Here is a 24,934-nt window from a genome sequence, read left to right on the forward strand (position 1 = left end):
AATCTACATTCTTTCCCTTCTTCATCCCTCCTTCTACACGTCCATACTCTTCAACGTTTCTTCTCGAATTAGCTCAAAGATCTGACGGTTGAGTTGCACAAATTCAGGAGATAAGATGTCATCAGTGTGGCGAGGGCGAGGTAATGGCACCATCAAGGTAGTCTTAATACGGCCTGGATTTACACCCATGACAAAGATGCGATCGCTTAGAAAAATGGCTTCTTCAATGTCATGAGTTACGAAAACAACAGTTGTCTTTAAGTCGCTCCAAATGCTGAGCAATAGCTCCTGCATCATGTGTCGGGTTTGGGCATCTAGTGCCGCAAATGGTTCATCCATCAGCAACACAGAAGGAGAATTCACTAAGGCTCGCACAATACTGGCTCTTTGCTGCATTCCGCCGGACAACTGGTGGGGATAGGAATGGCGATGCTTATAAAGCCCGACTCGATTTAGGTATTCATGCACCAGTGCTTCGCGTTCCGTCTTAGATAAACCGCGAATCTTTAAGCCAAATTCAATATTCTGAAAGGTTGTCTTCCAAGGTAATAGCGAATATTGCTGAAAGACAAAGCCTCGGTCGGCTCCAGGTTGATCGACTAAGCGTTGATCAACCGAGATATAGCCTCGATTAGGTCGAATGAAGCCAGCAATAGAGTTTAAGATTGTAGACTTGCCACAACCAGAGGGGCCGAGCAAACAGACAAATTCACCAGGATTAATCTTTAAATCGATCAATTCCAGAACCGGAATATGATGTCCCTGACGCTTGAAGGAAACTGACAACTGCTCAACTTCTACTAGCCCTTTTACCGAAGGCTTGCTCGTTCTTTCTACTAACTTTGTCATAGTTCTGCTATCTCTCCACACTCACGAATTCATTAGCAATCCCTAGCGCTATGAAGCTAAGTTCGTTGTTTCTGAGTGATCCGCCAGGGCATGAGTAAGCCAGTCAAGCGATCGACTAAGTAAGTACTAAACAATCCCATCAAACCAATCAACAACATACCCATGACAATGGGGGGATAGTTAGAAGTGACATAAGACTCCCAAGTGATATAACCCACACCGTAGCGACCTGCCAAGATTTCAGCCGTTACTAAACAAAACCAGGAATTCCCCATGCCAATCACCAGACCGCTAGCAATACAAGGCATGGCACCAGGGACCACAATATCCTTAAAGATATGCCACTGCTTAGCTCCTAGACATTGCCCCACTCGGAGCAAAATCACATCGGTTCCCTCCACCCCCCGAATTGTACTAATGAGGATAGGGAAGAAGGCTCCTAAAAAGGTGATGTAGATCATCCCTGCTTCGGACGTAGGAAACATCAAAATTGCTAAGGGAATCCAGGCAACGGCTGGGATAGGCCGCAGGATTTCTAGAGGCAGAAAGATTAAATCTTCTAGTTTCTGGAACCAGCCGATTAAGATTCCTAAGCTCACCCCTAATATAGTGGCAACACTAAAGCCAACTAACACTCGAATTGCGCTGGCCTGAATATGCACCATTGCGTTGCCCGTGAAGAATTCCACAGTCGCGTGAAAGACTTCTAATGGAGATGGCAAAAATTCAAAGCTGACAAAGAAATTAAACTTCGCCATACAGAGCAATTGCCAAATCCCAAAAAAGAGAACCAGAGAAAGGCATTGCCTGAGTACTTTACCTGTAGGAAAGGGCAAACGAGCAGACCGCTGACTACGTTGAGATTGGCTTTGCAGTTGGCTTACAAAGCCACTTAAGCTGCTGAGCCAGGTAGTTTTGCTAGAACGCTTAGAAGAGGAGGAGCTAGACATGCGACATCTTTCCGTGAAAGGAACTCAGGCAATACCCAAAATAGACAAAGTGTGATGTTTCAGGATAAATACGATTTACTTAGCAGCGATCGCGGCGGGCTGAGCACTTTGAGCATAGAGCGTCTGTAGACCATTAAAGTCAGCGACCTTAGTTCCTGCTTTCTCGGCAAAGGCTTGGGCATCGGGTTCTAACAGGAAAGCCGCTACTTCATCACCGTTCTGCACGTAGAAGGACTTTTCGGCAAACAACTTCCAGCCATTGGTGCGATCGTGGACAAACATGACACTAGGGGTTTTACCCTCTTTTTTGAGCTTGTCCAATGCCGTCACCATGTTTTCGATCGAAGCAAAGTTAATTACCTTATCTTCACCTTTAACCCAGACTTGAGCGGCTAACTTAGGCTCTGTAATCGGCTCTTGGGTCAGCGCATCTTTACCGCCGATCACATTCTGATCAGCAAGAGTGCCAAGTTCCGCTTCACTCACGCCCAGTTCTTTAGTTGCCTGTTTCAGATAGCTGTCATCCGCCCAAGTTGCGACATCATCTGGATTGACGCTGGCATCTAACTTGCCAATTTGCTTGAGGGTGGTGACGCTATTTTTGAGTGCTGTCAACTGGTAAGACTGAATTCTGGGATCAAGCTTCTGAATGCCAGAAGGCCCCAGAAACATGTAAACCACTTCTTTTTCAATCCCAGACCATTTCTGAATGTTGCTAGCTACAACTTCTGGCTGCTCGCGGAAGAGTTTGTTTGCTTCCAGCACCGCCTTCAGATACGCCACCACAATTTCTGGATTGGCTTCAGCAAAATCTGAACGCACCACTACCCCGTGAAAAGTGGGTGTGCCTGCTTGGGCACCATCCAAAATCTTGCGGGCGAAACCGCGAAATGGAAACAACTCGCCGTAAGGCACAAAGTCCGCATGGGCATCAATCTGGCTTTTCTGTAAGCTGCTGCCTCCCACTTCCGGAGACTGACTAACGAGCGTGACATCTTTTTGCGGGTCAATTCCTGCATCTTTGAGTGACTTCAGGATCATGCCGTGGGCCGAAGAACCGAACGGTACAGAAATCGTCTTACCTTTCAGATCTTGCAGCGTTTTGTAAGGGCTATCTTTGGGGACCACTACCGCGTTACCCGCGCCGTTGGGACTGTAAGCGAGGGTAGCAATGTATTTAGTTTTGACCCCATTTCCCTTCTTTTGAAATGTAGTGATGTTAATGGTAGAAGGGAAGTCTGCCATCATCCCAATATCAATTTGGTTCGCCAACATTTTGTTAGTCAATGGTGGCGCAGAAGTATAGCTAGACCACTCAATTTTGTATTCTGTATTGGCGTACTTTCCGGTTTTAGGTAAGTATTTCTCTAGCAGTTTTCCTTCACGAATTACCGAGCCACCTGTCACTGTATTGATGGTCTGATCTTGAGTGCCAATAGAAATACGAACTACTTTTTTTCCTGTATCAGCACCCGAACTATTAGTAGCTTCTTTGGAACAGCCACTACTAAACAGTAAGGACACTGTAATCAAACAGGAAACAGCACTTCTCCGAACAATTGAGTTCATAATTCACAGCAAGAACTAAGTTTTGAGCAATGATTCAGCGGCTCTAGAAGTACAGGAGCTTACCTGCTGCACTTGATTGCCGACTGCCCCAGAGCGATGAATGTAGGCACTAACAGGACCCTCTCCAGTAGAATCTTAGGCAGTATACCTTGAAACTACGGTTAATCGATAGGTTTTTTGTAGTTAGTGATTGATTAAGACAATGCCATAGGCAAAACCAAAGTTCAAGCAGGTAGTTCAAGCTGCGAACTCAATTAAATTTACTGACAGGAAAACCGCAAATGTATAGCTTTCAAGCAATTGCGCTAACAAACTAATCTGCGAACGCTTGGTATCGATAAACAAAACGATTGAGTTAATATATTTCTTCTATAGAAGTGCTCTATCTAGCTGAATGTTGTATCGATAAATACAAGCTCTAAATAAAGTCAGGAGTTTTTCATTCTACAGAAGCTAAATCTGAAGAATGACGGTTGTTTGGTGGAAGAGGAGGGGCGATCGCTCTCCACAATCACTCTCTACAATTACTGGCTTTCTAGGCCAGCTCGCTCTACAACTGCAAGGCATGATAGGATGCCATTGATCTAAAATACTATAACTTGATAGAGTTACCGTATATTTTATGCGGGTTTAGCTGGTTCCTAGTCTCCAGCGAAAAATACCTAAGCTTTTGAGAGGTCGAGCAACTATGGTGTTAGCGGATTTTCGGACAATTTACGAGCGAGATCCAGCGGCCCGGAATTGGCTGGAAATCTTATTTTGCTACCCTGGACTGCAAGCCCTACAGTTCCATCGCTTAGCCCACTGGTTACATGGTCTGAAAGTGCCTTTGGTACCTCGACTCATTTCTCAACTCAGCCGTTTTCTAACTGGAATCGAAATCCATCCGGGAGCCGAGATTGGCAAAGGAGTCTTTATCGACCACGGGATGGGAGTGGTGATTGGGGAAACAGCCATAGTGGGCGACTATGCCTTGATTTATCAAGGAGTTACCTTAGGTGGAACGGGCAAGGAAACCGGGAAGCGGCACCCAACGGTAGGAGACCATGTCGTGGTGGGCGCGGGAGCCAAGGTGTTAGGTAATATCCAAATTGGCCATCACACCCGGATTGGTGCAGGCTCAGTGGTGCTGCGAAATGTTCCTAGCTACAGTACTGTCGTGGGCATTCCAGGGCGGGTAATTCCTCAAGATCGCACAAGTGCCGGAATCCCAAGCAATAGCGGATTACGAGATGTGGAAGCGGAAGTAATTCAGCTATTGTTTGAGCGAGTTAAATTCTTAGAACAACAGATCGAGCAGTTGCAAGCGTCTGCTCCTTCACTTCCTGCCTCAAGCGAAGTAGGGGGGTCAAGTGAGAAAGCCAACTCTGACTTGATGATTGAAGAGTTTCTCAATGGAGCAGGCATCTAGCTTTCGTACCTGTCTTCTGAAGCTAGGTTCTCAAGCTAGAGATAAAAAACTTGAATAAACTCATTCAGATTTTCTATCAAAAAATTGACATTTATCTAAACCCCGGTTAGTCTATCGGGATATAGTATTTTTGAAGGCTATGTCTATCTCCGTGCTACCCCGAACTCAAGCCCCATCAACAAATTCCCGGCATTTTGCGCCGCGATCGCTGTTGCCTTTGGAAACGGAGAGCTGCTGGAAGATTGAGACGGGTGTAGTTAGAGCCTTGAGCTGGTTAGAGGATGGCACTGTCGTCACACTGGGCTTGTGGGGAGCAGGAGAAATTGTGGGCAAAACGTTAGCCCAAATCGATCCCTATCAATTGGAGTGTTTGACAAAAGTAGAGGCAACTCGGCTGCAAACCGACAATTGGCTGCAAACTCAATCCGCTTTGCTGGCTCATATTCAACAAGCTGGAGAGTTGACGCTAATTCGCAGCCATCGTCGCGTTGATATGATGCTGCTGAAGCTATTGAATTGGTTAGGCAAAAAGTTTGGTCGTCAAGTTGAGCAAGGACAACTGATCGATCTCCGCCTCACCCACCAAGATATTGCTGACATGCTCGGCTCCACTCGCGTCACTATTACCCGCACTCTCAATCAGCTAGAGCAACAGGGCTTGATTCGTCGCCTATCCCTTCAGCGCATTGTGCTGCAAGAAGAAGAAGTTTGGCACTATGAGATCTAGGGGAGATCTAGGGCAACCATGAGAGGACTATAACGAGTAGATTTTGATGTGGGTCAGAAGTTAATCTTTAGGCGGATGCGAATCGTGTCAACTAGTAGCGAAACTGTGTAGTAGTTGCCCCCTCCTAACCGCGATCGCGCCAGTTGTTCATGTCAACTAGATTTTTTGTATCCGTTGAAGAAAAAACACGGCTATTCCATGCGGAGCTGGTTAAAGCAGGGGTAGAGTATCAACAAGCAAGTCGGGTAGCCAAGGTGCTAGCCCAGAATCAGTTCGAAGAATCCTTGCCCCCTGAAGAAGCTCAACTGACTGAAGAAGCTTGCCGCATTTGGTTGCAGCATCGCCAGCGCCTAAACTTTATCGAACAAACTCTGGCTTCCTTTTCTGCCAAGCCAACTACTGAGATTTCTGCTACCAAGTTAACTGAGTCGAACTGCAAAAATTGTGCAGGTTCTAACCAATCGTTGGGTTGACGTTGCTAAAAGTTTGGCGGGTTTGGTAGAGGCGGGTCTTGTAATTAACTTTCTATGACTGGGGCACTCACAAGCGGCACCGCTAGCACCTTTAGGTGTTGGGTGGTTATGGATGCGATCGCGAGCTAGCATGAATGAGTAGCGCAACGATACAAGTTTTAACCAATGTCATCTATAACGCAGCAAACCGATTAGATTAGACATTAATTTAGAGCTGCAAGCATTCAGGGCATCTGGCAGGAGTTAATCACGATGGCAAGCAAGCAAATTTTGATGTTGGTGGGCGACTACGTCGAAGATTATGAAGTGATGGTGCCTTTCCAAGCGTTACAAATGGTTGGGCATACGGTACACGCAATTTGTCCCCACAAAGAAGCAGGCGACAAAATTCGAACCGCGATTCATGACTTTGAAGGTGACCAAACCTACAGCGAGAAACCTGGGCACAACTTTGAACTCAACGCCACCTTCGACTATATTGACGAAGCCAATTATGATGCCTTGGTGATCCCAGGGGGACGAGCACCAGAGTATATTCGTCTCAACTCGCGGGTGATTGAGATTGTGCGCCATTTTGCGGGTCACAACAAACCAATCGCGGTGATTTGTCATGGCCCGCAAGTCTTGGTAGCGGCTGGTGTGTTGGCGGGTAAGCGTTGTGCGGCTTATCCTACCTGCGCCCCCGACGTGAATCGGGCTGGAGGAGAATATGTAGAAATTGCTGTGCATGACGCGATCGCTGATGGCAATTTGATCTCAGCTCCTGCTTGGCCCGCTCATCCGCGCTGGTTGGCTGAGTTTCTCAAAGCCCTCGGCACCAAGATTGAGCACGAGCAAGAAGAGATGGCAGCTGTTTAATGTGAACTCCAGAATGAATATTTTTACTTACGCTCTCCATTTAGTCGGATCTGCGGCCACAGCCTATGTCTACGCTAGTCAAATTCGCGATCCCCTGACACGGCCTAATATTGTTGCGGGATTTCAATTAGCTGAGTCGGGCTCTGTGCCGTTTCTAGAAGCATTACGCGATCGCGCTGCTGCCGAAGGAGATACCTGGTTAGCGGAGAAACTAGGCCGTCATGCCGCAGATGAACGGCGACATGGGCAAATCTTTGCTCAAGCGTTGAAGCAACTCAACAAGCAAGTGATCGATTTCAAACAACTGGCGAAGCAATCCGAAGATCGCAAACCTGAAGAGCGCCGTAGTCCTTTCTTTGCTGCCTATTTTGAGGGCTATGCCCAGGCTGACCTCAAACCAGAAAACATAGATTGGGCTGTATTTATGGCCAGTACGTATATTCTGGAACTTGATGCCAGCAAAGACTTTGCCCGGATGGCTCAAGTTCTCCCTGACGATGATCTACGGAGTGCCAGCCTGAAGAAAGGGATGTTCAGTATCGCCAAGGATGAAACTGGACATGCCGCCTATCTGTATGAAGCGCTAGAGCGTCGCTTACCTGCTGCTCAAGTGGCTGCACTCGTGGATGAATGGCGATCGCGCAAAGTTAATGCTTTATTGGCAATGGTTGGGAGCCTAGTACAGAAGAGTGGTCAGATGCCTTCCTTAGTACAAGATGGCGCTCCCACAGAAGCCTCTTCTGAAGAACCCGCAATCCAGGTGGCAGCGTAACCGATACTTCTGGTTAATTCGAAAAAAGGCCTTGCACAATGTGAGCCAGAAAGCTGTAGGGGCAATCCCTTGTCTTTGCCCTTAAACATCATCCTGTTACTCTTCCTTGGCAAGTGCCGAAACCAATGCGGGCATATCCAGATTTCTCACAGTAACCCCGTAGAATTATTTCATCTCCATCCACCAGGAACGATCGCTTTTCTCTGGTGGGTAGTTCAATGGGTTGAGAGCCGCGTTGAGTAATTTCTAACAAGCATCCTTGAGAGCCTGGTTCTGCTCCAGAGATAGTGCCACTGGCAAGCAAATCAGCAGGACGGAGATTACAACCATTGCTGGCATGATGAGTGAGCATCTGAGCCAAGGTCCAATACATTTGCTGAAACGAACCCTGACTAAGCCGCACAGGCTCAATGCCTGCCTCTCGCATTTGAGCAGAACATAGAGATACTTCGACAGTGATGGCAATGCCTCCCTGTTGGCGATCGCGCTCAGAAGCTAAGTAGGGTAAAGGTTCTGGATCTCCTTCAGCCCGCTGAAACGCTGGACTCCGAAAAGGAGCCAAAGCTTCTAAAGTTACCACCCAAGGGGAAATGCTGGTAGCGAAGTTTTTGGCGAGAAATGGTCCCAGCGGTTGGTATTCCCAAGCTTGAACATCCCTGGCAGACCAATCGTTAACTAAGCACAGCCCAAACAGATAATCCTCAGCCTGGTCAATTGCGATCGCCTCCCCTAATTCATTGCCAACTCCTATGAAAGCTCCGACTTCCAGCTCGTAGTCCAACATTTGACTGGGGCCAAAGCTGGGCGCTGTGGCTTCTGGTGGTTTGCGTTGACCGTTGGGGCGCTTGATGGCTGTACCGCTGACCACAATGGAAGAAGCCCGCCCGTGATAAGCGATTGGTACATATTTGTAGTTAGGCAGCAAGGGATTGTCAGGACGGAACAGCTTGCCGATGTTGGTCGCATGAAAAATAAACGCATAAAAGTCTGTATAGTCAGCGATCGCCGCAGGTAATAGCATCTCTGCTTCCGACATGGGCAAGAGAAGATTGGAATTGACGGAAGCATTCTGCTGAGGCGATCGCAACAGCTCACTCAAGTGCTGCCGTAATGCCGATGCTGCTAAATTACCCAAAGCCATTAGAGCATTGAGATTAGAGTCTACACAAGCTGCCTGCAGGTTCCCAGGCAATCCTTCTAGAAGCCCACATTCATGACACTGGAGGAGATCTAAAATTTGCTCGCCGATCGCTACACCCAGCCGAGGATATTCGGTGCTGTTGTGTCTGCGAAACACCCCCAACGGTAGGTTTTGAATGGGAAAGTCTGTATTGGGTTGGTTAGCTGATTCTACCCAACTTCGCAAATTTGGATCATGCGTGGCATTGATGGCAAAAGACATAGCACTTTAAACCTTCCTTGTAGAGGCATAGCATTTGAACAGTGATTAAAAGGGGAAACAATTGAGGGTCATTCCAAATGCTATGTCCTTGAGGACAGATCGAGACTATTGAGTTAGCTCAACTTTGCACTGGACAAAGCATTCAGATCAGAGTTTACAGTCGGTGGTTTACACTGCTGGCTGGATGCTTTGTCCCTACGAGTTTTTAGAAAGTGTGAATTTATGCGTGGTGCATCAGTTCTTTGGTGGGCCAAGCGGTGAGTTGTGCGCCTTGCTGGTATTCCTCCAATGAGAAGGCATCTACTTGAATGGCTTCATTACGTGCAGATTCGGCTTCGCGGATTAGGGTGACTTCTGTTGCTGTAATCACTCCAGCTTCCAAAGCGGCATCGATCAACTTTTCGGGCTTAGCAGGTGGGAGTTTACCATCACGGATAGCCGCTTTGATCGTTTTGAGGATAACTTCGGCTTGGATAGACAGCTTAAAGGCTTGCTCCAATCGTCCTAGCGCTTCATCCGGATGCGAGGGAACGTAGATATTGGTGGTGAGGCGATCGCGTACTCCTTCGGGCATCTCCACCGCTTTAGCCAGTGTGCCGCCGAGTTCATCTGTTGGCAGGGTGCCGATAGGATTGAGCCGAGACCACCAAAGGATCGGCCCTCGGAACACTGGGCCAAGGATAGGGATTGATAGATTGGCAAATAACCCTTCAAATGCCAGTTGAATTTGAGCAAAGGCATACTGCATTGACCAATGCACCAGAGGGAGATCTTCTGGGTTGCGTCCCTCTGCCTCAAAGCGGCGTAAGGTAGCCATACCTAGATACATCCAGGAGAGCACATCGGCAAAACGCCCCGTCAGCTTCTCCCGTCGCTTCAAGGAACCACCAAAAGCAATCAGAGCGATGTCTGTGAGGGTGGCAAAGGTAGCAGATGCCCAAGCCAGTTTGCGATAATACTGTGCTGTAGGGCCAGATACGGGAGATTGAGCCAATGTTCCACGGGAAAGACTGAGCACAATCGACCGGATGGTATTGCGGACCATCAAGCCGATATGAGGCCAAAGAGCATGGTCAAAGGCGATCGCATCTCCTGCATTCAGCGCTATGACTTCTTGATAAACATAAGGATGGCAACGAATTGCTCCCTGTCCAAAGATCATCAAGGTGCGAGTGAGAATATTTGCGCCTTCTACTGTAATCGGTATGGGCATAGCGGTGTAGACGTTGGCTAAAAGGTTTCGCGGGCCTTTGCAAATCCCTGAACCGCCCAGAATATCCATGCCATCGTTGACTAACTTACGGGATAACTCGGTAAATTGATATTTGGCGATCGCGGAGACAACGGCTGGTTTTTCTCCGTTATCTACTGCCGCGCAGGTGTAGGCGCGGGCTGCTTCCATCAGGTAGGTCAGTCCAGCAATCCGGGCTAGGGGTTCCTCTACTCCTTCAAAGCGACCAATGGATAAACCAAACTGACGTCTAACTACCGCGTGGGCACTGGTAACTCGCGTGACCAATTTGGCAATCCCTGTACAGGATGCAGGAAAACTAATGCCTCGGCCTGCTGCCAAGCTTTGCATCAACATCTTCCAGCCTTGGCCTGCCTGCTCACTGCCACCAATAATTTGGTCAATGGAAACAACCACATTCTGCCCTTCTACCGGAGAGTTGTAAAACGGCACTCCCATAGGATCGTGGCGTTTACCCAGTACTAGACCGGGAGTATCCGCTGGAATCAAGGCACAGGTAATGCCGACATTCTCACCCTTACCTAAAAGATTTTCAGGGTCGCGGAGCCTGAAAGCCAAGCCGATCAGGGTAGCGATCGCCCCTAAGGTGATATAGCGCTTGCGGAAGTTCAACAGCAGATACAGTTTTTCATCTCCACCCCGGAACACAATGCCTTCTGAGGTGATACTGGCAGCATCAGAACCAGCAGTAGGTTCAGTGAGGGCAAAGCAAGGCATCTCTTCGCCCTTAGCTAATCGAGGGAGATAATACTCTTTTTGCTCTGGGGTGCCGTAATTCAGTAGCAGTTTCGCGGGGCCAAGGGAATTGGTGACCCCAACGGTGGCTGTATGGATAAACGATCGCGATGCTAATTTCACCATCACCGCACTGTAGGCCAAGTTGGAGAAACCCAACCCGCCGTATTCTTGAGGAATCATCATGCCGAAGAAGCGCTCTTGTTTGAGATAATGCCACACTTCTGGCGGCAAGTCTTTACGGCGATTGATCTCCCAATCCGTCGCCATACGGCAAACTTGCTCTACAGGCCCATCTAGAAATGCTTGACTTTCGGTTGACAGTTCTGGATACGACTCACTGTTCATCCGTTTCAGGTCAGGTGCGCCAGAGAAAAATTCTCCATCGACCCAAACTGTTCCTGCCTCGATCGCGGCTTTCTCGGTTTCAGAAATACTGGGTAATAGCTTCAGCGCTTGAATTGCATTCATCAAGGGAACTGTAAGGAGCGATCGCCGCAACAGAGGGAGATTCAGCACCAAAGCTACAATTCCGAATCCTATCCACAGCCAAGTAGGGGCTTGAAAAACTGCCAGAATACCCGTTGTATAAAGTGACCAAGCCCAGAGCGGCACTCCTAAATAAGCGAGAAGTAGGAGGAGAAAGAGGGAAAGAGAGAAGGCGATCGCCAATGGAATAGATATCATGGCTGTTCATCCAAATAGATGCGGATAAATGACCGATGATCGTTGGGCAACGGTAGGGGCGAAGCATTCGGTAGATTGCCATTGGGAGAAGCCGAAAGTCTTGTTCCGAATGCTTCGCCCCTACAAAATGGCAACATCCCTCAAGTTTTGCTTAAAGCATCAGGTTCTCAATCACGCCAGCAGCGCCCATGCCGCCACCGACACACATCGTCACCAAGCCGTAGCGCACACCGCGCCGTTTCATCTCGTGGAGAATTGTAGCGGTGAGTTTAGCTCCAGTCATGCCGAGAGGATGTCCTAGAGCGATCGCGCCACCATTGACATTAATGATCTCCTCGTTGAGACCCAGTTTACGGATCACAGCTAGAGATTGAGCGGCAAAGGCTTCATTGAGTTCAATTAAGCCAATGTCATCTAGGGTTAAACCGACTTGCTTGAGTACCCTGGGAATTGCTTCTACAGGCCCAATCCCCATCACTTCCGGAGGTACGCCAGCCACACTGAAACCTAACAATCGTCCCATTGGTTTCACGCCTAGCTCATCCATCTTGCGTTGGCTCATGATGATTGTGGCAGCAGCCCCATCGGACATTTGCGAGGAATTGCCAGCCGTGACACTGCCTCCCATCCGGAATACAGAGGGCAGTTTTGCTAGAGCTTCCATGCTGGTGTCCGCCCGTGGTCCTTCATCTACTTGGAAGACCATATCTACCGTTTTGGCTTCGCCATCTACATATAGCGTTTCGTGAATGGGGAGCGGAATCGTTTCTTCCTCAAATTTCCCTGCTTGAATGGCGGCCAAAGCTCGCTGGTGCGATCGCAGAGCAAAGGCATCTTGATCTTCACGCGAAACGTGATACTGCTGCACCACATTTTCAGCCGTTAACCCCATTGTGCAGTAGACTTGCGGCGTTGAAGTCATCAGGTCTGGGTTGGGAACCATCGCATGACCTCCCATCGGGATCAGGCTCATGGTTTCAGCACCACCCGCGACCATCACATCGGCTTGTCCTGTCATCACGGCTTGGGTCGCCATTGCGATCGTCTGTAATCCCGAAGCACAGAAGCGATTCACGGTGCAGCCTGCGACGGTGTCGGGTAATCCCGCCCGTTGAGCAATCACCCGTCCCAAGTTAAATCCTTGTTCAGCTTCCGGGAAGGAGCAACCGATGATGATATCGTCAATCTGTTTGGGGTCTAGTCCTTCGACTTTGGCGATCGCTCCCTTGACTGCGATCGCACCCATATCGTCAGGACGCATGTTGCGGAGAGTACCGCGAGGCGCTTTGCCCACTGCCGTCCGAACGCTACTTACAATATATGCATCTTGCATGGTCGTTTCTCCTTAGTTCCGCAGTGGCTTCTTCGTCTTCAACATGTGGGCGATCCGCTCTTGGGTTTTGGGTTGGCTGAGGAGCGGTAAGAAGTTTTCCCGTTCTAGGCGCAACAGGTAGTCTTCATGGACTAGAGCGGGAGCGGAGAGTTCGCCACCTGTCATCACATAAGCCAACTTTCCTGCTAGGTAGCGATCGTATTCGCTAGCAAAACCACCTTGTTGGAAAACATAAGCGATATGTTCTAGCATGGCTCTGGCGGGACGGCCCAAGACCATAATGGCGGTTTGTTCTGGCGGCGGTGCATACCCAGCGCGATCGAGATGGATGACTTCAGCTTTAGCCACTTCTAGGCGATTCTCTCCAGCGATCAAAATGCGGGCATCACAAGGGAGGTATCCCATCTGTTGGGCTTCGTAGGCACTGGTAGAAACCTTAGCCATCGCGATCGTTTCAAAAGCGGCCTTGAGGAACGGTTGAATGTCGCTGGGAGAGTCGCTGGCGGCTCGTTCTGCCACTCGTGCCACAGTCCGCATGATGCCCCCTGCCCCAGGAATTAGACCCACACCTACCTCTACCAAGCCAATATAGGTTTCGGCGGCAGCAACGACATGAGGACAAGCCATCACTAGCTCACAACCACCTCCCAAGGCTCGCCCTTGCAGGGCAATGACTACAGGTTTGGGGGCATAGCGGATGCGCTGGAGAACTGACTGGAACTCCACAATCAGGTCATCCAGTGCTTGTAAGTTACCCGATTGGGCAGTCATCCCCATTTCGGCGAGATTTGCACCGCCAGAGAAATGAGCGCTACTGTTGCCAATCACTATGCCTTTTAAGTCGTCCCGCTCTTCTAGGAGATCTAGAACCTTAGCTAATCCTTCTACTACTTTGAAGCTGAGGGTATTGCCTTTAGAGCGGAATTCATACAACGCTACACCATCACCCAAATCCAGCAAAGCGGCTTCAGCATTCTCCCACAATGTTTTTTGGGGATCTGTTTTGATGGCTCCTAAATCAATCTGGTCTGCTGTAGGGGCGAAGCATTCAGAAGTAGGCTTAGTAGTTGGTTGCAAGGAGTATTGCCCGAATGCTTCGCCCCTACTATGCATACTTTCTACCCATTCGGGCACCAAGATATTGGCTGCTTTCATGTCCGCTAGCACAGTTTCAAAGCCCAGCATCTCCCAAATCTCAAAGGGGCCAACATCCCAGCCGAACCCCCAGCACATAGCTCGGTCGATATCAGCAGGGCTATCCGCAATTTCAGGGATACGACGGGCACTATATCCGAGCAAGTCCAGGGTGGTGTTGCGAAAGAACTGCCCTGCACGACCAGGATCTTTGTACAGAGCTTGCAGGCGACCGCTCAAACCTGAAACCTTGCCCAACTTCTCCACCTCGCCCAAATTCATTGGCTTGGCAGGCTCGTAGCTCATGGTTTCGGGATTAACTGAAAGAATTTCACCCTTCTGTTTCTTGTAAAATCCCTGTCCCCCTTTGGCTCCGATCGCCCCTGCCATGACCAGTTTGTGCAGAACTTCTGGCACTCGAAACATCTCGCGGCTTTCATCGTGGGGAATGGCAGGATAAAGGTTCTTCGTCACATACATCAGCGTGTCCAGCCCCACCAAATCAGCGGTGCGGAAGGTGGCCGATTTGGGTCGTCCTACCAGAGTCCCGGTGAGAGTATCGACCTCCTCAATGGTGTATCCTTGCTCCGTCCATGCTCGTAAGCCTTGCATCGTGGCATACATGCCAATGCGGTTGGCGATGAAGTTAGGCGTGTCTTTGGCAATCACCACACCTTTGCCTAAGCGGGTCTCTCCAAACCAGCGCATGCGTGCGACTACTTGCGGATCTGTTTCCGGAGTCGGGATGATTTCCAGCAATTTTAGATAGCGGGGTGGATTGAAGAAATGGGTGCCTAAAAAGCGTTGGCGGAAGGATTCTGCTCGACCTTCCGCGATCGCATGAATCGGCAATCCACTGGTATTAGTAGAGATAACAGCATCTGACCGCATGACCGCTTCCAGCCGTTGCATCAGTTGTTGCTTGATGTCTAAATTCTCAACAACAGCCTCAATGAGCCAATCTACATTGGCTAGACGATCAAAATGTTCTTCAAAGTTACCTAGGATGACGCGATGAGCCACCTTATCCGTAAAGAAGATCGGTGGAGATAGCTTGCGGGCTTTCTTAAACGCGCCTTCTACCAAATCATTTTTATTCCCTGTCTTGGCAGGTAGATCCAATAGATGCACAGTTAAACCGATGTTGGCGAGGTGAGCAGCAATCTGGCTTCCCATTACACCTGCACCCAGGACGGCGGCGGTTCGAAATGGCTTAAACATTGAGGAACTCTCCCTTGCATTGAGGGTTATGAGCTAATAGATTGGCAATTTTGTGAGTGAATGAGGCGCAGTCAAACTCGTCCAAAGGATGAACGTGATTAAACGATTAATCCGAGGTAGGGATTGGGCAAAGGCAGGACAGGCAGCAGGCGAAACAGACGGATACATGCTCGACAGGTCACTCTCAGGAGCTTGAGGAGATGTAGAAGCTGCTTTCTGCTTATCCTGATCTTTCCCACGGCTTGGCTCTGATTCCCCGTACAAAGCATCAATTTCTTTACTAAAGGTTTTATTAATCTGGGTACGGTTCAGTTGCCCGGTTGGAGTTAATAAGCCGTTTTCTGCGGTAAACGGATTGTTGATTAGTTGAAAGCGCTTGACGATCGCCCAGTATGGTAAATGACAGTTGGCGGTATCGACCAAAGCTTGGTAAAGCGCTATGACGTGAGGATGTGTGAGGAGAGCATCGGGTGGGAGATCAATCCCCACTCCCAAGGCATAGCTATGGAGAGCCTGTAAGTCTGGAACAATTAAGGCAGCACAGAACTTCTGGGCGGAACCCACGGCGATCGCTTGAGCTACCAACGGGAACTGTTGCAATCGCTGCTCAATCGGTTGTGGTGCAATATATTTACCCGTTGCGAGTTTAAACAGAGACTTCTTCAGACCTGTAATTTCTAGGAAGCCATCTGCTGTAAACGCGCCCAAATCACCTGTATGCAACCAGCCTTGCTGATCAACGAGTTTCTGTGTGGCTTCTGGATTCTTGTAATACCCGGAAGTAATACAAGGTCCACGCACTAAAACTTCTTGATCCTCCGCGATCGTTACCTCTATCCCTGCGATCGGTAGTCCCACCGTACCTGCCCGATTTAGGGAGCCACGATTGCAGCACACCACCGCACTGGCTTGGGTGAGACCATACCCATGTAGAATCGGGATGCCAGCGGCGGCAAAGACATTGGCTAATTCTGCCTTCAGCGCTGCTCCGCCACAGATCACATATTTAAGGCGACCCCCCAAGAGCGATCGCCATTTTGACAGCACCAGCCAATCGGCCACCCTGAGCAGTAGAGCATATAGAAGGTTAGGTTGGTGGCCAATTTCATAACGTTTAGCTAAACCAAGCGCCCAGAGAAAGATCAGACGAGTGACTAGAGAACTAGCTTTACTCCCTCTCTCAACAATCTTGCTATATGTCTTTTCTAACACAATGGGCACAGTCACTAAGATGGTGGGTTGAACCTCCTGGAGATGTTTGGTGAGACGGCTAGCACTGGAGAAGTAGATGCTGTGCCCGTAGAGGATATGTCCATAGAGCATCGTCCGCGCTAACACATGGTTTAACGGTAGAAAGGAAAGCACCGTTTCCTCATTACCCTTGCCCAGTGTAGTGATGCCTGAGAAAGCAGCAAAAGCGTTCATGGAGAGGTTTTCATGGGTTAGCATGACCCCTTGCAGTTGCCCCGCCTCATCCGGGATATAGATGATTGTGGCTAAATCCTCAGGTTTTGAATTTGCCTGTAGCTCTGGCGTTGCCTCACTTGTCTCTAGGATGGGTTTGGTACTTTGCAATTCACCCAGAGACATCAATGAAACGGGAAACGATTGGAGCCAGTGCGATCGCTGCTCTGCCCAGTCCTCAGGCACATCCGCCACGATAATATGCCGTAAGTGAGGAGTATCTCCTAAATGTGGCGTGACTTGGACCAACAGCTCTAGGTCGGCAATGACTAAAGCCTTAGCTTCACTGTGTTGGAGAACAAAAATAATTTGCTCTAGGGTATGAGTGAGATCGATGGGTACATCAACCAACCCTGCCCATAGGCAACCCATATCAGCCAAGCCAAATTTGACATCGCTATACATCAATAAAGCGACGCGATCGCCGCTCTCTAACCCTAACCTTAGCAAACCCAACGCACAGGCTTCAGCAGCCGCCCGAAAGCCCTGATTGGAAATGGATTGCCAATTTGTGCCAGTCCATTGATTCAAAGCTTGAGCATTTGGGGCTTGGGCACAAGCCTCATCAAGTAATGAGGGGATTGTACGCCCCAGAACGACCCTGCCAGAGCTAGGAGGAGCCTGGTAAGTCTTATCCATGTGGAAGATCTCCTCGAAGAGTAAAAACCCTTCTCCTCACGAATGATATGTTTCAGCTCCCCAAAGCAATAGTTCTAAAGAGAAATTTGGGAGCGCAAAGGATGCAACGAGAACAGTGCGCTACAAGTTTCTTAAACTATCCTAAAAGTTAAACAATTGATCGAGGTTTAATCGTCAAGGATTCAACAACGCTTCAGAGATGCTAGATGCAGACCCATTAGAAAGTAAAGAACACGACTTCTAAGGCCGGAGTCTTAGTCAATTCCCAGTGTCTCCTTATAACTTGGTAGTAATTAGCAGTAGTTTCTATACAGCTTCAGTCTGGGCAGTACCATACCTAACAAACTGACAGCAATAGATTTTCAGATAATATTTAGTGTAGCTATAAGAAAATCAATTCGCTGATTTTTATACATTTCTTGAACAAAACTAAAAGCAAATCAACCTTTTATAGAGTTAAAGCTAAGGGCTATATATAGCCTTTCTTCTTGATCCCCAATAGCTTATCCTCCAAAAGAGAGACTCAAGACGGCAAGTAAGTGCGTTTTTTCTGTTCCGATTGAGCTGGTAACTAGACAAACAAATTATGTATATCACTAGGTCTACCTCTTAGAACTCTAAGATTTAGCGATCGCATTTTCTTTGTAATTAAACTTTAATCCTAAGCTTAAAAACAGTTTACATATAAAGTACAAGACCAGTTAAGCCAGAGTAATTATCTTCCTTCATAGATTTTCAGGTGATAGTTTCTCAGCGCAACATCACCTGAAAAATCATGAAGTTTAAGGATTTTCTGAAGGGTTTAATAGACGAATCTACCAAGCGAACCTACTAGAGTTTAGGCGAGCTCAAACGCCCACTTCAGCCAACGGTAAATTAGTAGCGCACCACACACAGTCCTAAAGCCTCACAGGATGGACTTCCTGCTAGATGTCGTTCTAGCCAGTTCTCTAAGTCGGTGAATACCTTTTGGTAATCAACATCCACATAAAGATCGTGATAACACCCTGGATACTCATGATGTTCTTTATCAGAAAACATAACTTGCTGAAAGAAAACTCGGCTGCTTTCGGGGTGGATCACTTGATCGGCACTGCCATGCAGCAGTAATAGAGGCATTTGCAAATCCGAGGCATGTTTGTAGATCCAATCTACGGTCGCAAAAAACTCTGTGGCTAATCGGGCACTGCCATACTCATGCCGCAGTGGATCTTGGGTGTAAATTGAGAGAAGCGTTGGGTCACGGGACCCTAGGTCTGAAGGAATCCCTAGTCGTAAACTAAAGCGGGGAAACACTCCTGATAGGAGCCGCCCCACGATCAACTTGCAGCGAGATACAGAGACTCTTCCTAGAGCTGGTGCAGATACAATCAATCCTTGCAAGGAATTTGGCGATCGCAAGGCATAATCTAGCGCGATCGTGCCACCCAAACTATGGCCCCAAAGAAAATAAGGACAAGGGCAACTGGCGCGTAGGATCTGAATATGTTGAAGAAATGCCTGAAGGTCTTCCCGAAACTCCGCCCAAGCGCCAATGTGTCCTCGCTGCCCAGGGGAACGTCCATGACCCCGCAGATCAAAGGCATAAACCTCATATTCCTGTTTAACCAAATACTGCACAACCTGGCCGAACAGACTGCTATGTGCTCCTAAGCCATGTACCATGACGACTACAGCCTGAACCTGTCCTTCTGGATGCCAGCTTTGGTAATAGAGGTCAAGCTCACCAAATCCCTTGAACTTCCCTTCAATATGTCTCATCACAATGCTCCACGAACGTTTTGATATCGTTGTGGTTTTAGGATGCATGGTTAAGTTACTGGAAGCTTATAGCTAGACAACTAAAAGATACTTATCCTGGGCAAAATTCTGCCAAAAAGACATCCCGCTGACTTAAAGTTAGCCTCTCACGCCTACCTCCACTGTGCCATTAGCAGCGGTTGTGCAAGAAGCCAATTTCAGCGACAAATAATTTTGCTTCTATCTATAAGTGGCAACTCAGTAGCGGCAACCTAGACCACGACTACCGTTGAGGAGCCTGAAGAGTACTAAACTTTGACGATTAGAAGTCGTTGTGCATCTACTTAGTAGTATATCTAACCGAAATTGTGGTAACACCAGTATCCTTTGGTAGAAATAGCAGATATCGTTCAACCTAACTTCGCCACTACCTAGCGTTAAGCCCAAACCATAACGCCTTGGACACTGGGCAATAGGGCGACCAAGTTGATGTAGGATGATTTTTCTGGACAGCCCCTAGCCCCAAGTTTGGAAAATCAGAGCGAACCTGCCATCTAGAAAGAAAAATCTAAGAGGATAAATGCATGAGTTTCAAACCCTTCTGGAGGGGGCCTGGGGGACGCAGCCGTCCCTCAGCAGGGGTTTGGGGGCGAGTGCCCCCAAGGCTTGGTTCCCAAATACCAAAACACCCAAAAATCAAGCTTGCAAAATCGTCTTAGAAACAATTCGAGTCTTCTTCCGATCCGCCTCCGACAACTCCTCACCCGACTGCAACCGCGTCGCACTCGTCTGCAAAATCGTTGCTGCCCCCTGATCGCCCATTTGTAGAGCCGTTTTCGCCGCCGTCTGCAACATCGTTGCCGCTCCCACGCGATCGCCCTGCTGCAACTTCGCCTCCGCAATCTGAGTTTGCCGATACTTCGCTAACGCCAAAATGTGATGCTGCACCTCCGCATCCACCGCAGGCTGAAACACACTCAAAGCCGCCGCTTCCACGGGAACCATTTCCGAAACCAGTCCCTCTTGCCCTTGCATTGGGTCGTCATAGCGCACCTGCACCCGCGCGATCGCATGCTGCCCCTCAGGCAACGCTCCCACATACAAATTCGCCAAAATCACCCGTGGCACATCGGTCATCAAGTCGCCCAGCCGCACCGTACACCAAGAGCCTTCCTGCTGCACAGGTAGTTCCACCGTATCAGGAGCTACCTGCGCGATCGGCTTTAGATCGGCCAACCGTACCTGCGGCTCTAAAAACAATTGCAGATAAGCATTGGTTAGGCCTACCGCTTGTGCCCGACTAAACAAGCGACCAAAGACCTCCACTGCCTCGCCCGGATGCTGGATGTACGACAAACTGCCCCCAGCGGCATCAGCAATTTTTTCTAAAATGTCCTGATTCCAGTGATCACCAAAGCCCAAGCTATTCAAAGTCAGATTGTAGCTAGTAGCCAATTCTGCCAACTTGAGACAGCGCTGATTGTCCCCATGCTCGTTTTCGCCGTCAGTCAGGACAAAAGCTTGAGAAACCGTGTCTTTTTTGCCCTTGGCTAATTCCTCAATGCCCAAGCGCATCCCTTCATCGATCGCCGTGCCACCGCCAGCTTTGAGTTGAGCAATTTTGCCCTTAATGCCTACCGGATCATCGATCACCTGATTGGCAACTAGCACTTTGGCCTTGTGGTCAAACACAACCACCGAAATGCGATCGCCCGGAGACAATTGATCAATCAACTGCTGCGCTGCCTGTTTCACCGTTTCTAGAGGCCGCCCATTCATTGAGCCGCTGTGATCCAAGATCAAGCACAGATTCAGGGGCACTGTGCGATCGCTAGCCTCTGGAATGGCCGACACCGAAATCGCCAATTGCCGCTGGCTACTCGGTTGTGTCGCATCTAGATGGCGATCGTTAAGGGCAGGTTGCAAGCTGACTTTCATAACCGAGGCTCCTGGGCAGGCAAATAGAGGAGGGTAGTAGTAACCTCACCATCCACACCCAACGCTACGGAATCAGGAGGCGATTCATCCCATGAATCAAGCTGAAACCGCGCCATTTCGGCTCGGAAAACAGCAGTCCGGCGTTCAGAGTCAAGGGCACGCTACTATTGTTAAAAATAGCGCCATTAATACAGGCAAAGACACGCACAGGCTATGAACTTACCGATCCAAGCCGTTCAATCTCCCTACTATGGAGATGCGTTCTCTCGGACCCCCCCACCCGATTTACCTTCCTTGCTGCTCAAGGAGCGGATCGTTTATCTAGGGATGCCGCTAGTTCCCGCTGTGACAGAACTGATCATTGCGGAATTGTTGTACTTACAGTACGAAGACCCAGAAAAACCCATCAAAATCTATATCAACTCCACTGGGACTTCTAGCTACAATGGCGAGCCCGTCGGCTTTGAAACCGAAGCTTTCGCCATCTGCGACACCATGAAGTACATCAAGCCTCCCATTCACACCATCTGCTTGGGTTCAGCAATGGGGATGGCGGCCATGCTTTTGTCTGCTGGGACCAAAGGCTGCCGAGCTAGCTTACCCAATGCCACAATCGTGCTGCATCAACCCAAGAGCTATGCTCGCGGCCAAGCGACCGATATTCAAATTCGGGCGAAAGAGGTGCTTGCTAACAAAAGAACGATGGTCGATATTTTGGCAGAAAATACTGGCCAATCTCCCGAAAAAATTATCAAGGACATGGATCGGATCTTCTATATCACTCCTCAGGAAGCTGTCCCCTACGGCTTGATTGATCGAGTTTTAGAAAAAGAAGACCTCGCTCATCCTCCTCTGCCCGCAGGCGTTATCTAGACTGTGAGGAGTTAGGAGAGAGGAATGAGGTGTTAAGAACTTATTGACCCCCTCGCTTACTCATCCGCTCACTTGCTCACCCCTCACTTGCCCACCTCTCACCTCATTGACTGACGGAGCATACTATGCCTATTGGCGTTCCTAAGGTTCCCTACCGGATGCCGGGGGAACAATTTACCCAGTGGATCGACATTTACAACCGCCTCTATCGCGAACGAATTATTTTCCTAGGGCGGGATGTGGATGATGAGATTGCCAACCAGATCATTGCGGTGATGCTGTACCTGGATTCAGAAGATCCTGGCAAAGATATTTACCTTTACATCAACTCCCCTGGCGGGATGGTTACGTCTGGCATGGCGATTTACGACACCATGCAGCACATTAAATCCGATGTAGTGACCATCTGTGTAGGTCTAGCGGCCTCAATGGGTTCCTTCCTGCTAGCCGCCGGGACGAAAGGGAAGCGTTTAGCCCTGCCCCACTCACGGATCATGATTCACCAGCCTTCTGGTGGTACCCGTGGTCAAGCGACCGACATTGAGATTGAAGCGCGAGAAATTTTGCGGATTCGTCGTCAGCTTAACCAAATCTACGCTGACAAGACGGGCCAAACCTTGCAGAAGATCGAGAAAGACATGGATCGGGACTTTTTCATGTCAGCCCACGAAGCCAAAGAATACGGCTTGGTCGATCGCGTTTTAGACGATCGCACCCCTTAACCACCCAGTAGGAATCAAGACCTGTGAAGCCTGCACGGATTTCTTGATTCTTGCTGAGATGTCAATCTATCTTTAGTAATGGCAGAATCTGATAATTCTGCCATTTTTTCATTTCGATGAACGTTGCAGATTGCTACCGTCTTCTAGGATTGCGCTCCGGTGCTTCCTTTGCCGAAATCAAAGCTTCTTACCGCCGTCTAGCGCGGCAGTATCATCCTGATGTCAATCCAGGGGATCAGCGTGCTAAGGAAAAGTTTATTGAGCTGACGGCAGCTTACAAACTCCTCTTGACTACAGTGAAGTCCTCAGAGGGACAAGCCAGTCAGGGCCAAGGGACTGCTAGCAATGCCGCTGCAACTTCTCCTACTACCAAGTCTCCGCCTCCCACGCCAAAAGTGACGGTGAAACGAGCCACATCGGAAACTCAGGTTAAGGTAACCAAGAAGCAACCTGGAGTTGAGTTTAATCCGCAGCTTTCGGAAACAGAACAAAAACTTAAGCAGAGAGTTTACGAACAGCTCCAGCAATTACTGAGGGATCAGCGCTTTCCCAAGGCTGTCACAATTGTAGAAGGGTTAGCCCAACGCATCCCCCAAGACCCGGAAGTGCGGCAATGGCAGGCGATCGTGTATCAACGATTGGGTCGGCACTTGGTCAGCCAAAAGCAGCTAGATAAAGCCAGAATTTACCTAAAAAAAGCTCTCCGGACAGATCCTCACAACCGATCGCTCTGGGCCGAAGTAGAACGCGATTTTCGCCGCATAGAACAGATGCTTTAAAGCTGTTGAGCGGTTTAACCTTAACCTATTTAGGTGATGTGAAATTATTCAAGCTTCACTAAGCTATAGTGCAATCTCCAGTGCCTAGACGTAGGCCAGAGGTGGGGTGCTAATGATTGCGGAACGAAGTCAAAAAGAGCTTAGGCGGGGTATACGATCGCTTGCCGTTTCGGGGGTTTTAGCGCTAGCGGGTATAGGAAGTTGGCTGGTTTATAGCCAATTTTGGAGCCAAGTAGCCAAGCCTGTCGTAGCACCTTTAGTGACGGTAGAGCGGGACACGATCGAAACCACGATTAACGAAAGTGGCACTGTAGAACTGCGATCGCAACAAACCTTAAAATCACCTACAGAAGGCGCGGTCGAGCAAGTGCTGGTGCAACCGGGAGACACCGTAAAAGCGGGTCAAACGCTGGTAGTGCTGCGTTATCCTGAACGCCAAACGGCTTTAGCCAACCAACAAGTCAAGATTCAGAAGCAAGCCCTGACCCTGGAACGCGATCGCCAAAAAATTCTAGAACTGCAAGAACAACTCGCGGACGAAGAACGCGAACAGCAAAAGCTCGAAAACTTATCAAAACAAGGAGCACTGGCTCAGCAAAGAGTGCAAGAGCAAGTAACTCAGGTGCGAGAACTGCGAACCACGCTACGCAATACAGAATCGGGTATCCGCACAGGAGCCTTGGAACTGGAAAGTCTACAGCTAGAGAAACAGCGGATTCAGCAGCAGTTGCGGGATACGGTGGTGACTGCACCAATTGATGGCCTGATTCTGGACGTAAAAGTTAAAGATGGGGATGGTGTGGAGTTACGCACCGACTTGCTGACCTTAGGCGATCCGAGTCAAGAACTGGTAACGCTGCAACTTTCCACGCTAAATGCTGTGCGAGTAAAGGTGAATCAACCCGCCCGAATTACCGTGATTGGGCCAGATAAACAGGTATTTACCGGACGGGTGCAAAGTTTGTATCCCCAAGCGATCGCTCCTAACACCCAAGAACAAAACAGCCGTCGTGGTTCTAGCCAGTCGAATCAAGCCACGGTTCCCGCAACGGTTCGCCTAGATAGGCCCACCCGCAGTTTAATTCCAGGCAGTCAGGTGAATGTGGAACTGGTAATTGAAGAGCGTCCCAATGTGGTAGCGCTCAACACCGAGGCAATTCAGCGCACTGGAGCGACCCCGTTTGTTTGGATTCGAGACGCTGAGGGCAAAGCTGAAAAGCGATCGGTTGATTTGGGTTTGGAAGGTCTAGTCACGGTCGAGGTGAAATCAGGATTGCAACCGGGCGAGAAAGTCATTTTGCCACCCCCAGAACCACCGCTAGAACCAGGAATGCAGGTCACACCGCAAACCGAGGCTAAACCCAGTGTTACTCCAGCTTCGCCCTAGTCATGATGGAGCGCGATCG

19 protein-coding genes are annotated in these 24,934 nt (G+C 49.1%); 9 read left to right on the plus strand and 10 right to left on the minus strand.

Translation table 11 applies throughout. From position 1 onward, the window contains the following. Nucleotides 1-33: 33 nt before the first annotated feature. From H6F68_RS06695 to H6F68_RS06705, 3 genes are all read right to left on the minus strand, one after another. Nucleotides 34-849, minus strand: coding sequence for an ABC transporter ATP-binding protein (locus tag H6F68_RS06695; protein WP_190557544.1), 816 nt, complete (start codon nt 847-849; stop codon nt 34-36). Between the two features lie 56 nt (nt 850-905). Then, entirely contained in the window at nt 906-1,799 is an 894-nt protein-coding gene (locus H6F68_RS06700; protein WP_190557546.1) for an ABC transporter permease, read from the minus strand. 75 nt (nt 1,800-1,874) lie between these two features. After that, nucleotides 1,875-3,368, minus strand: a complete 1,494-nt coding sequence (locus tag H6F68_RS06705; RefSeq protein WP_190557548.1) for an ABC transporter substrate-binding protein — start codon at nt 3,366-3,368, stop codon at nt 1,875-1,877. A gap of 688 nt (nt 3,369-4,056) precedes the next feature. On the opposite strand from H6F68_RS06705, the gene cysE reads away from it, so the two are divergent. The 5 genes from cysE (at nt 4,057) to H6F68_RS06730 (ending at nt 7,609) form a co-directional block, all read left to right on the plus strand. Further along, on the plus strand, nt 4,057-4,779 hold the full coding sequence (gene cysE / locus H6F68_RS06710; RefSeq protein WP_190557550.1) for a serine O-acetyltransferase: 723 nt from the start codon (nt 4,057-4,059) through the stop codon (nt 4,777-4,779). 139 nt (nt 4,780-4,918) lie between these two features. Then, the gene (locus tag H6F68_RS06715) at nt 4,919-5,506 is read left to right on the plus strand and encodes a Crp/Fnr family transcriptional regulator (RefSeq protein ID WP_190557552.1); all 588 of its coding nucleotides are present in this window, start codon (nt 4,919-4,921) and stop codon (nt 5,504-5,506) included. A gap of 149 nt (nt 5,507-5,655) precedes the next feature. Beyond that, on the plus strand, nt 5,656-5,979 hold the full coding sequence (locus tag H6F68_RS06720; protein WP_190441624.1) for a hypothetical protein: 324 nt from the start codon (nt 5,656-5,658) through the stop codon (nt 5,977-5,979). Nucleotides 5,980-6,231: 252 nt separating this feature from the next. Beyond that, nucleotides 6,232-6,837 carry a DJ-1/PfpI family protein gene (locus H6F68_RS06725; protein ID WP_190441623.1) on the plus strand — a complete coding sequence of 202 codons (606 nt, stop codon included), beginning with the start codon at nt 6,232-6,234 and terminating at the stop codon, nt 6,835-6,837. A 13-nt stretch (nt 6,838-6,850) separates the two neighbouring features. Further along, a complete protein-coding gene (locus H6F68_RS06730) occupies nt 6,851-7,609 on the plus strand; it encodes a ferritin-like domain-containing protein (protein ID WP_190557554.1) in 759 nt (252 codons plus the stop codon). Nucleotides 7,610-7,697: 88 nt separating this feature from the next. Here the strand turns inward: H6F68_RS06730 and fahA are convergent, their stop codons facing one another. The 7 genes from fahA to H6F68_RS06765 form a co-directional block, all read right to left on the minus strand. Then, nucleotides 7,698-9,011: a fumarylacetoacetase gene (fahA, locus tag H6F68_RS06735; RefSeq protein ID WP_190557556.1), complete on the minus strand. Its 1,314-nt coding sequence runs from the start codon at nt 9,009-9,011 to the stop codon at nt 7,698-7,700. A gap of 220 nt (nt 9,012-9,231) precedes the next feature. Continuing rightward, a complete protein-coding gene (locus tag H6F68_RS06740) occupies nt 9,232-11,685 on the minus strand; it encodes an acyl-CoA dehydrogenase (RefSeq protein WP_190557558.1) in 2,454 nt (817 codons plus the stop codon). A 151-nt stretch (nt 11,686-11,836) separates the two neighbouring features. Continuing rightward, nucleotides 11,837-13,018 (minus strand): acetyl-CoA C-acyltransferase, encoded by a 1,182-nt coding sequence (locus H6F68_RS06745; RefSeq protein WP_190557560.1) that lies wholly within the window; start codon nt 13,016-13,018, stop codon nt 11,837-11,839. A 12-nt stretch (nt 13,019-13,030) separates the two neighbouring features. Further along, nucleotides 13,031-15,373, minus strand: coding sequence for a 3-hydroxyacyl-CoA dehydrogenase/enoyl-CoA hydratase family protein (locus tag H6F68_RS06750; RefSeq protein WP_190557562.1), 2,343 nt, complete (start codon nt 15,371-15,373; stop codon nt 13,031-13,033). Nucleotides 15,374-15,406: 33 nt separating this feature from the next. Continuing rightward, nucleotides 15,407-17,476 carry a long-chain fatty acid--CoA ligase gene (locus tag H6F68_RS06755; protein ID WP_199299949.1) on the minus strand — a complete coding sequence of 690 codons (2,070 nt, stop codon included), beginning with the start codon at nt 17,474-17,476 and terminating at the stop codon, nt 15,407-15,409. An 876-nt stretch (nt 17,477-18,352) separates the two neighbouring features. Beyond that, nucleotides 18,353-19,237, minus strand: a complete 885-nt coding sequence (locus tag H6F68_RS06760; protein ID WP_190557564.1) for an alpha/beta hydrolase — start codon at nt 19,235-19,237, stop codon at nt 18,353-18,355. A gap of 675 nt (nt 19,238-19,912) precedes the next feature. After that, nucleotides 19,913-21,154 carry a VWA domain-containing protein gene (locus tag H6F68_RS06765; RefSeq protein WP_190557566.1) on the minus strand — a complete coding sequence of 414 codons (1,242 nt, stop codon included), beginning with the start codon at nt 21,152-21,154 and terminating at the stop codon, nt 19,913-19,915. 213 nt (nt 21,155-21,367) lie between these two features. On the opposite strand from H6F68_RS06765, the gene H6F68_RS06770 reads away from it, so the two are divergent. From H6F68_RS06770 to H6F68_RS06785, 4 genes are all read left to right on the plus strand, one after another. Continuing rightward, nucleotides 21,368-22,027 carry an ATP-dependent Clp protease proteolytic subunit gene (locus H6F68_RS06770; RefSeq protein ID WP_190441612.1) on the plus strand — a complete coding sequence of 220 codons (660 nt, stop codon included), beginning with the start codon at nt 21,368-21,370 and terminating at the stop codon, nt 22,025-22,027. Between the two features lie 125 nt (nt 22,028-22,152). Next, complete coding sequence (locus H6F68_RS06775; protein ID WP_190441610.1) at nt 22,153-22,749, plus strand: ATP-dependent Clp protease proteolytic subunit; 597 nt, start codon at nt 22,153-22,155, stop codon at nt 22,747-22,749. Between the two features lie 116 nt (nt 22,750-22,865). Beyond that, nucleotides 22,866-23,528: a J domain-containing protein gene (locus H6F68_RS06780; protein WP_190557568.1), complete on the plus strand. Its 663-nt coding sequence runs from the start codon at nt 22,866-22,868 to the stop codon at nt 23,526-23,528. 112 nt (nt 23,529-23,640) lie between these two features. Beyond that, entirely contained in the window at nt 23,641-24,915 is a 1,275-nt protein-coding gene (locus tag H6F68_RS06785; protein ID WP_190557570.1) for an efflux RND transporter periplasmic adaptor subunit, read from the plus strand. The last annotated feature ends 19 nt before the right edge of the window (nt 24,916-24,934 follow it).

Source organism: Trichocoleus sp. FACHB-262 (assembly GCF_014696035.1).
Classification (GTDB): Bacteria; Cyanobacteriota; Cyanobacteriia; order FACHB-46; family FACHB-46; genus Trichocoleus.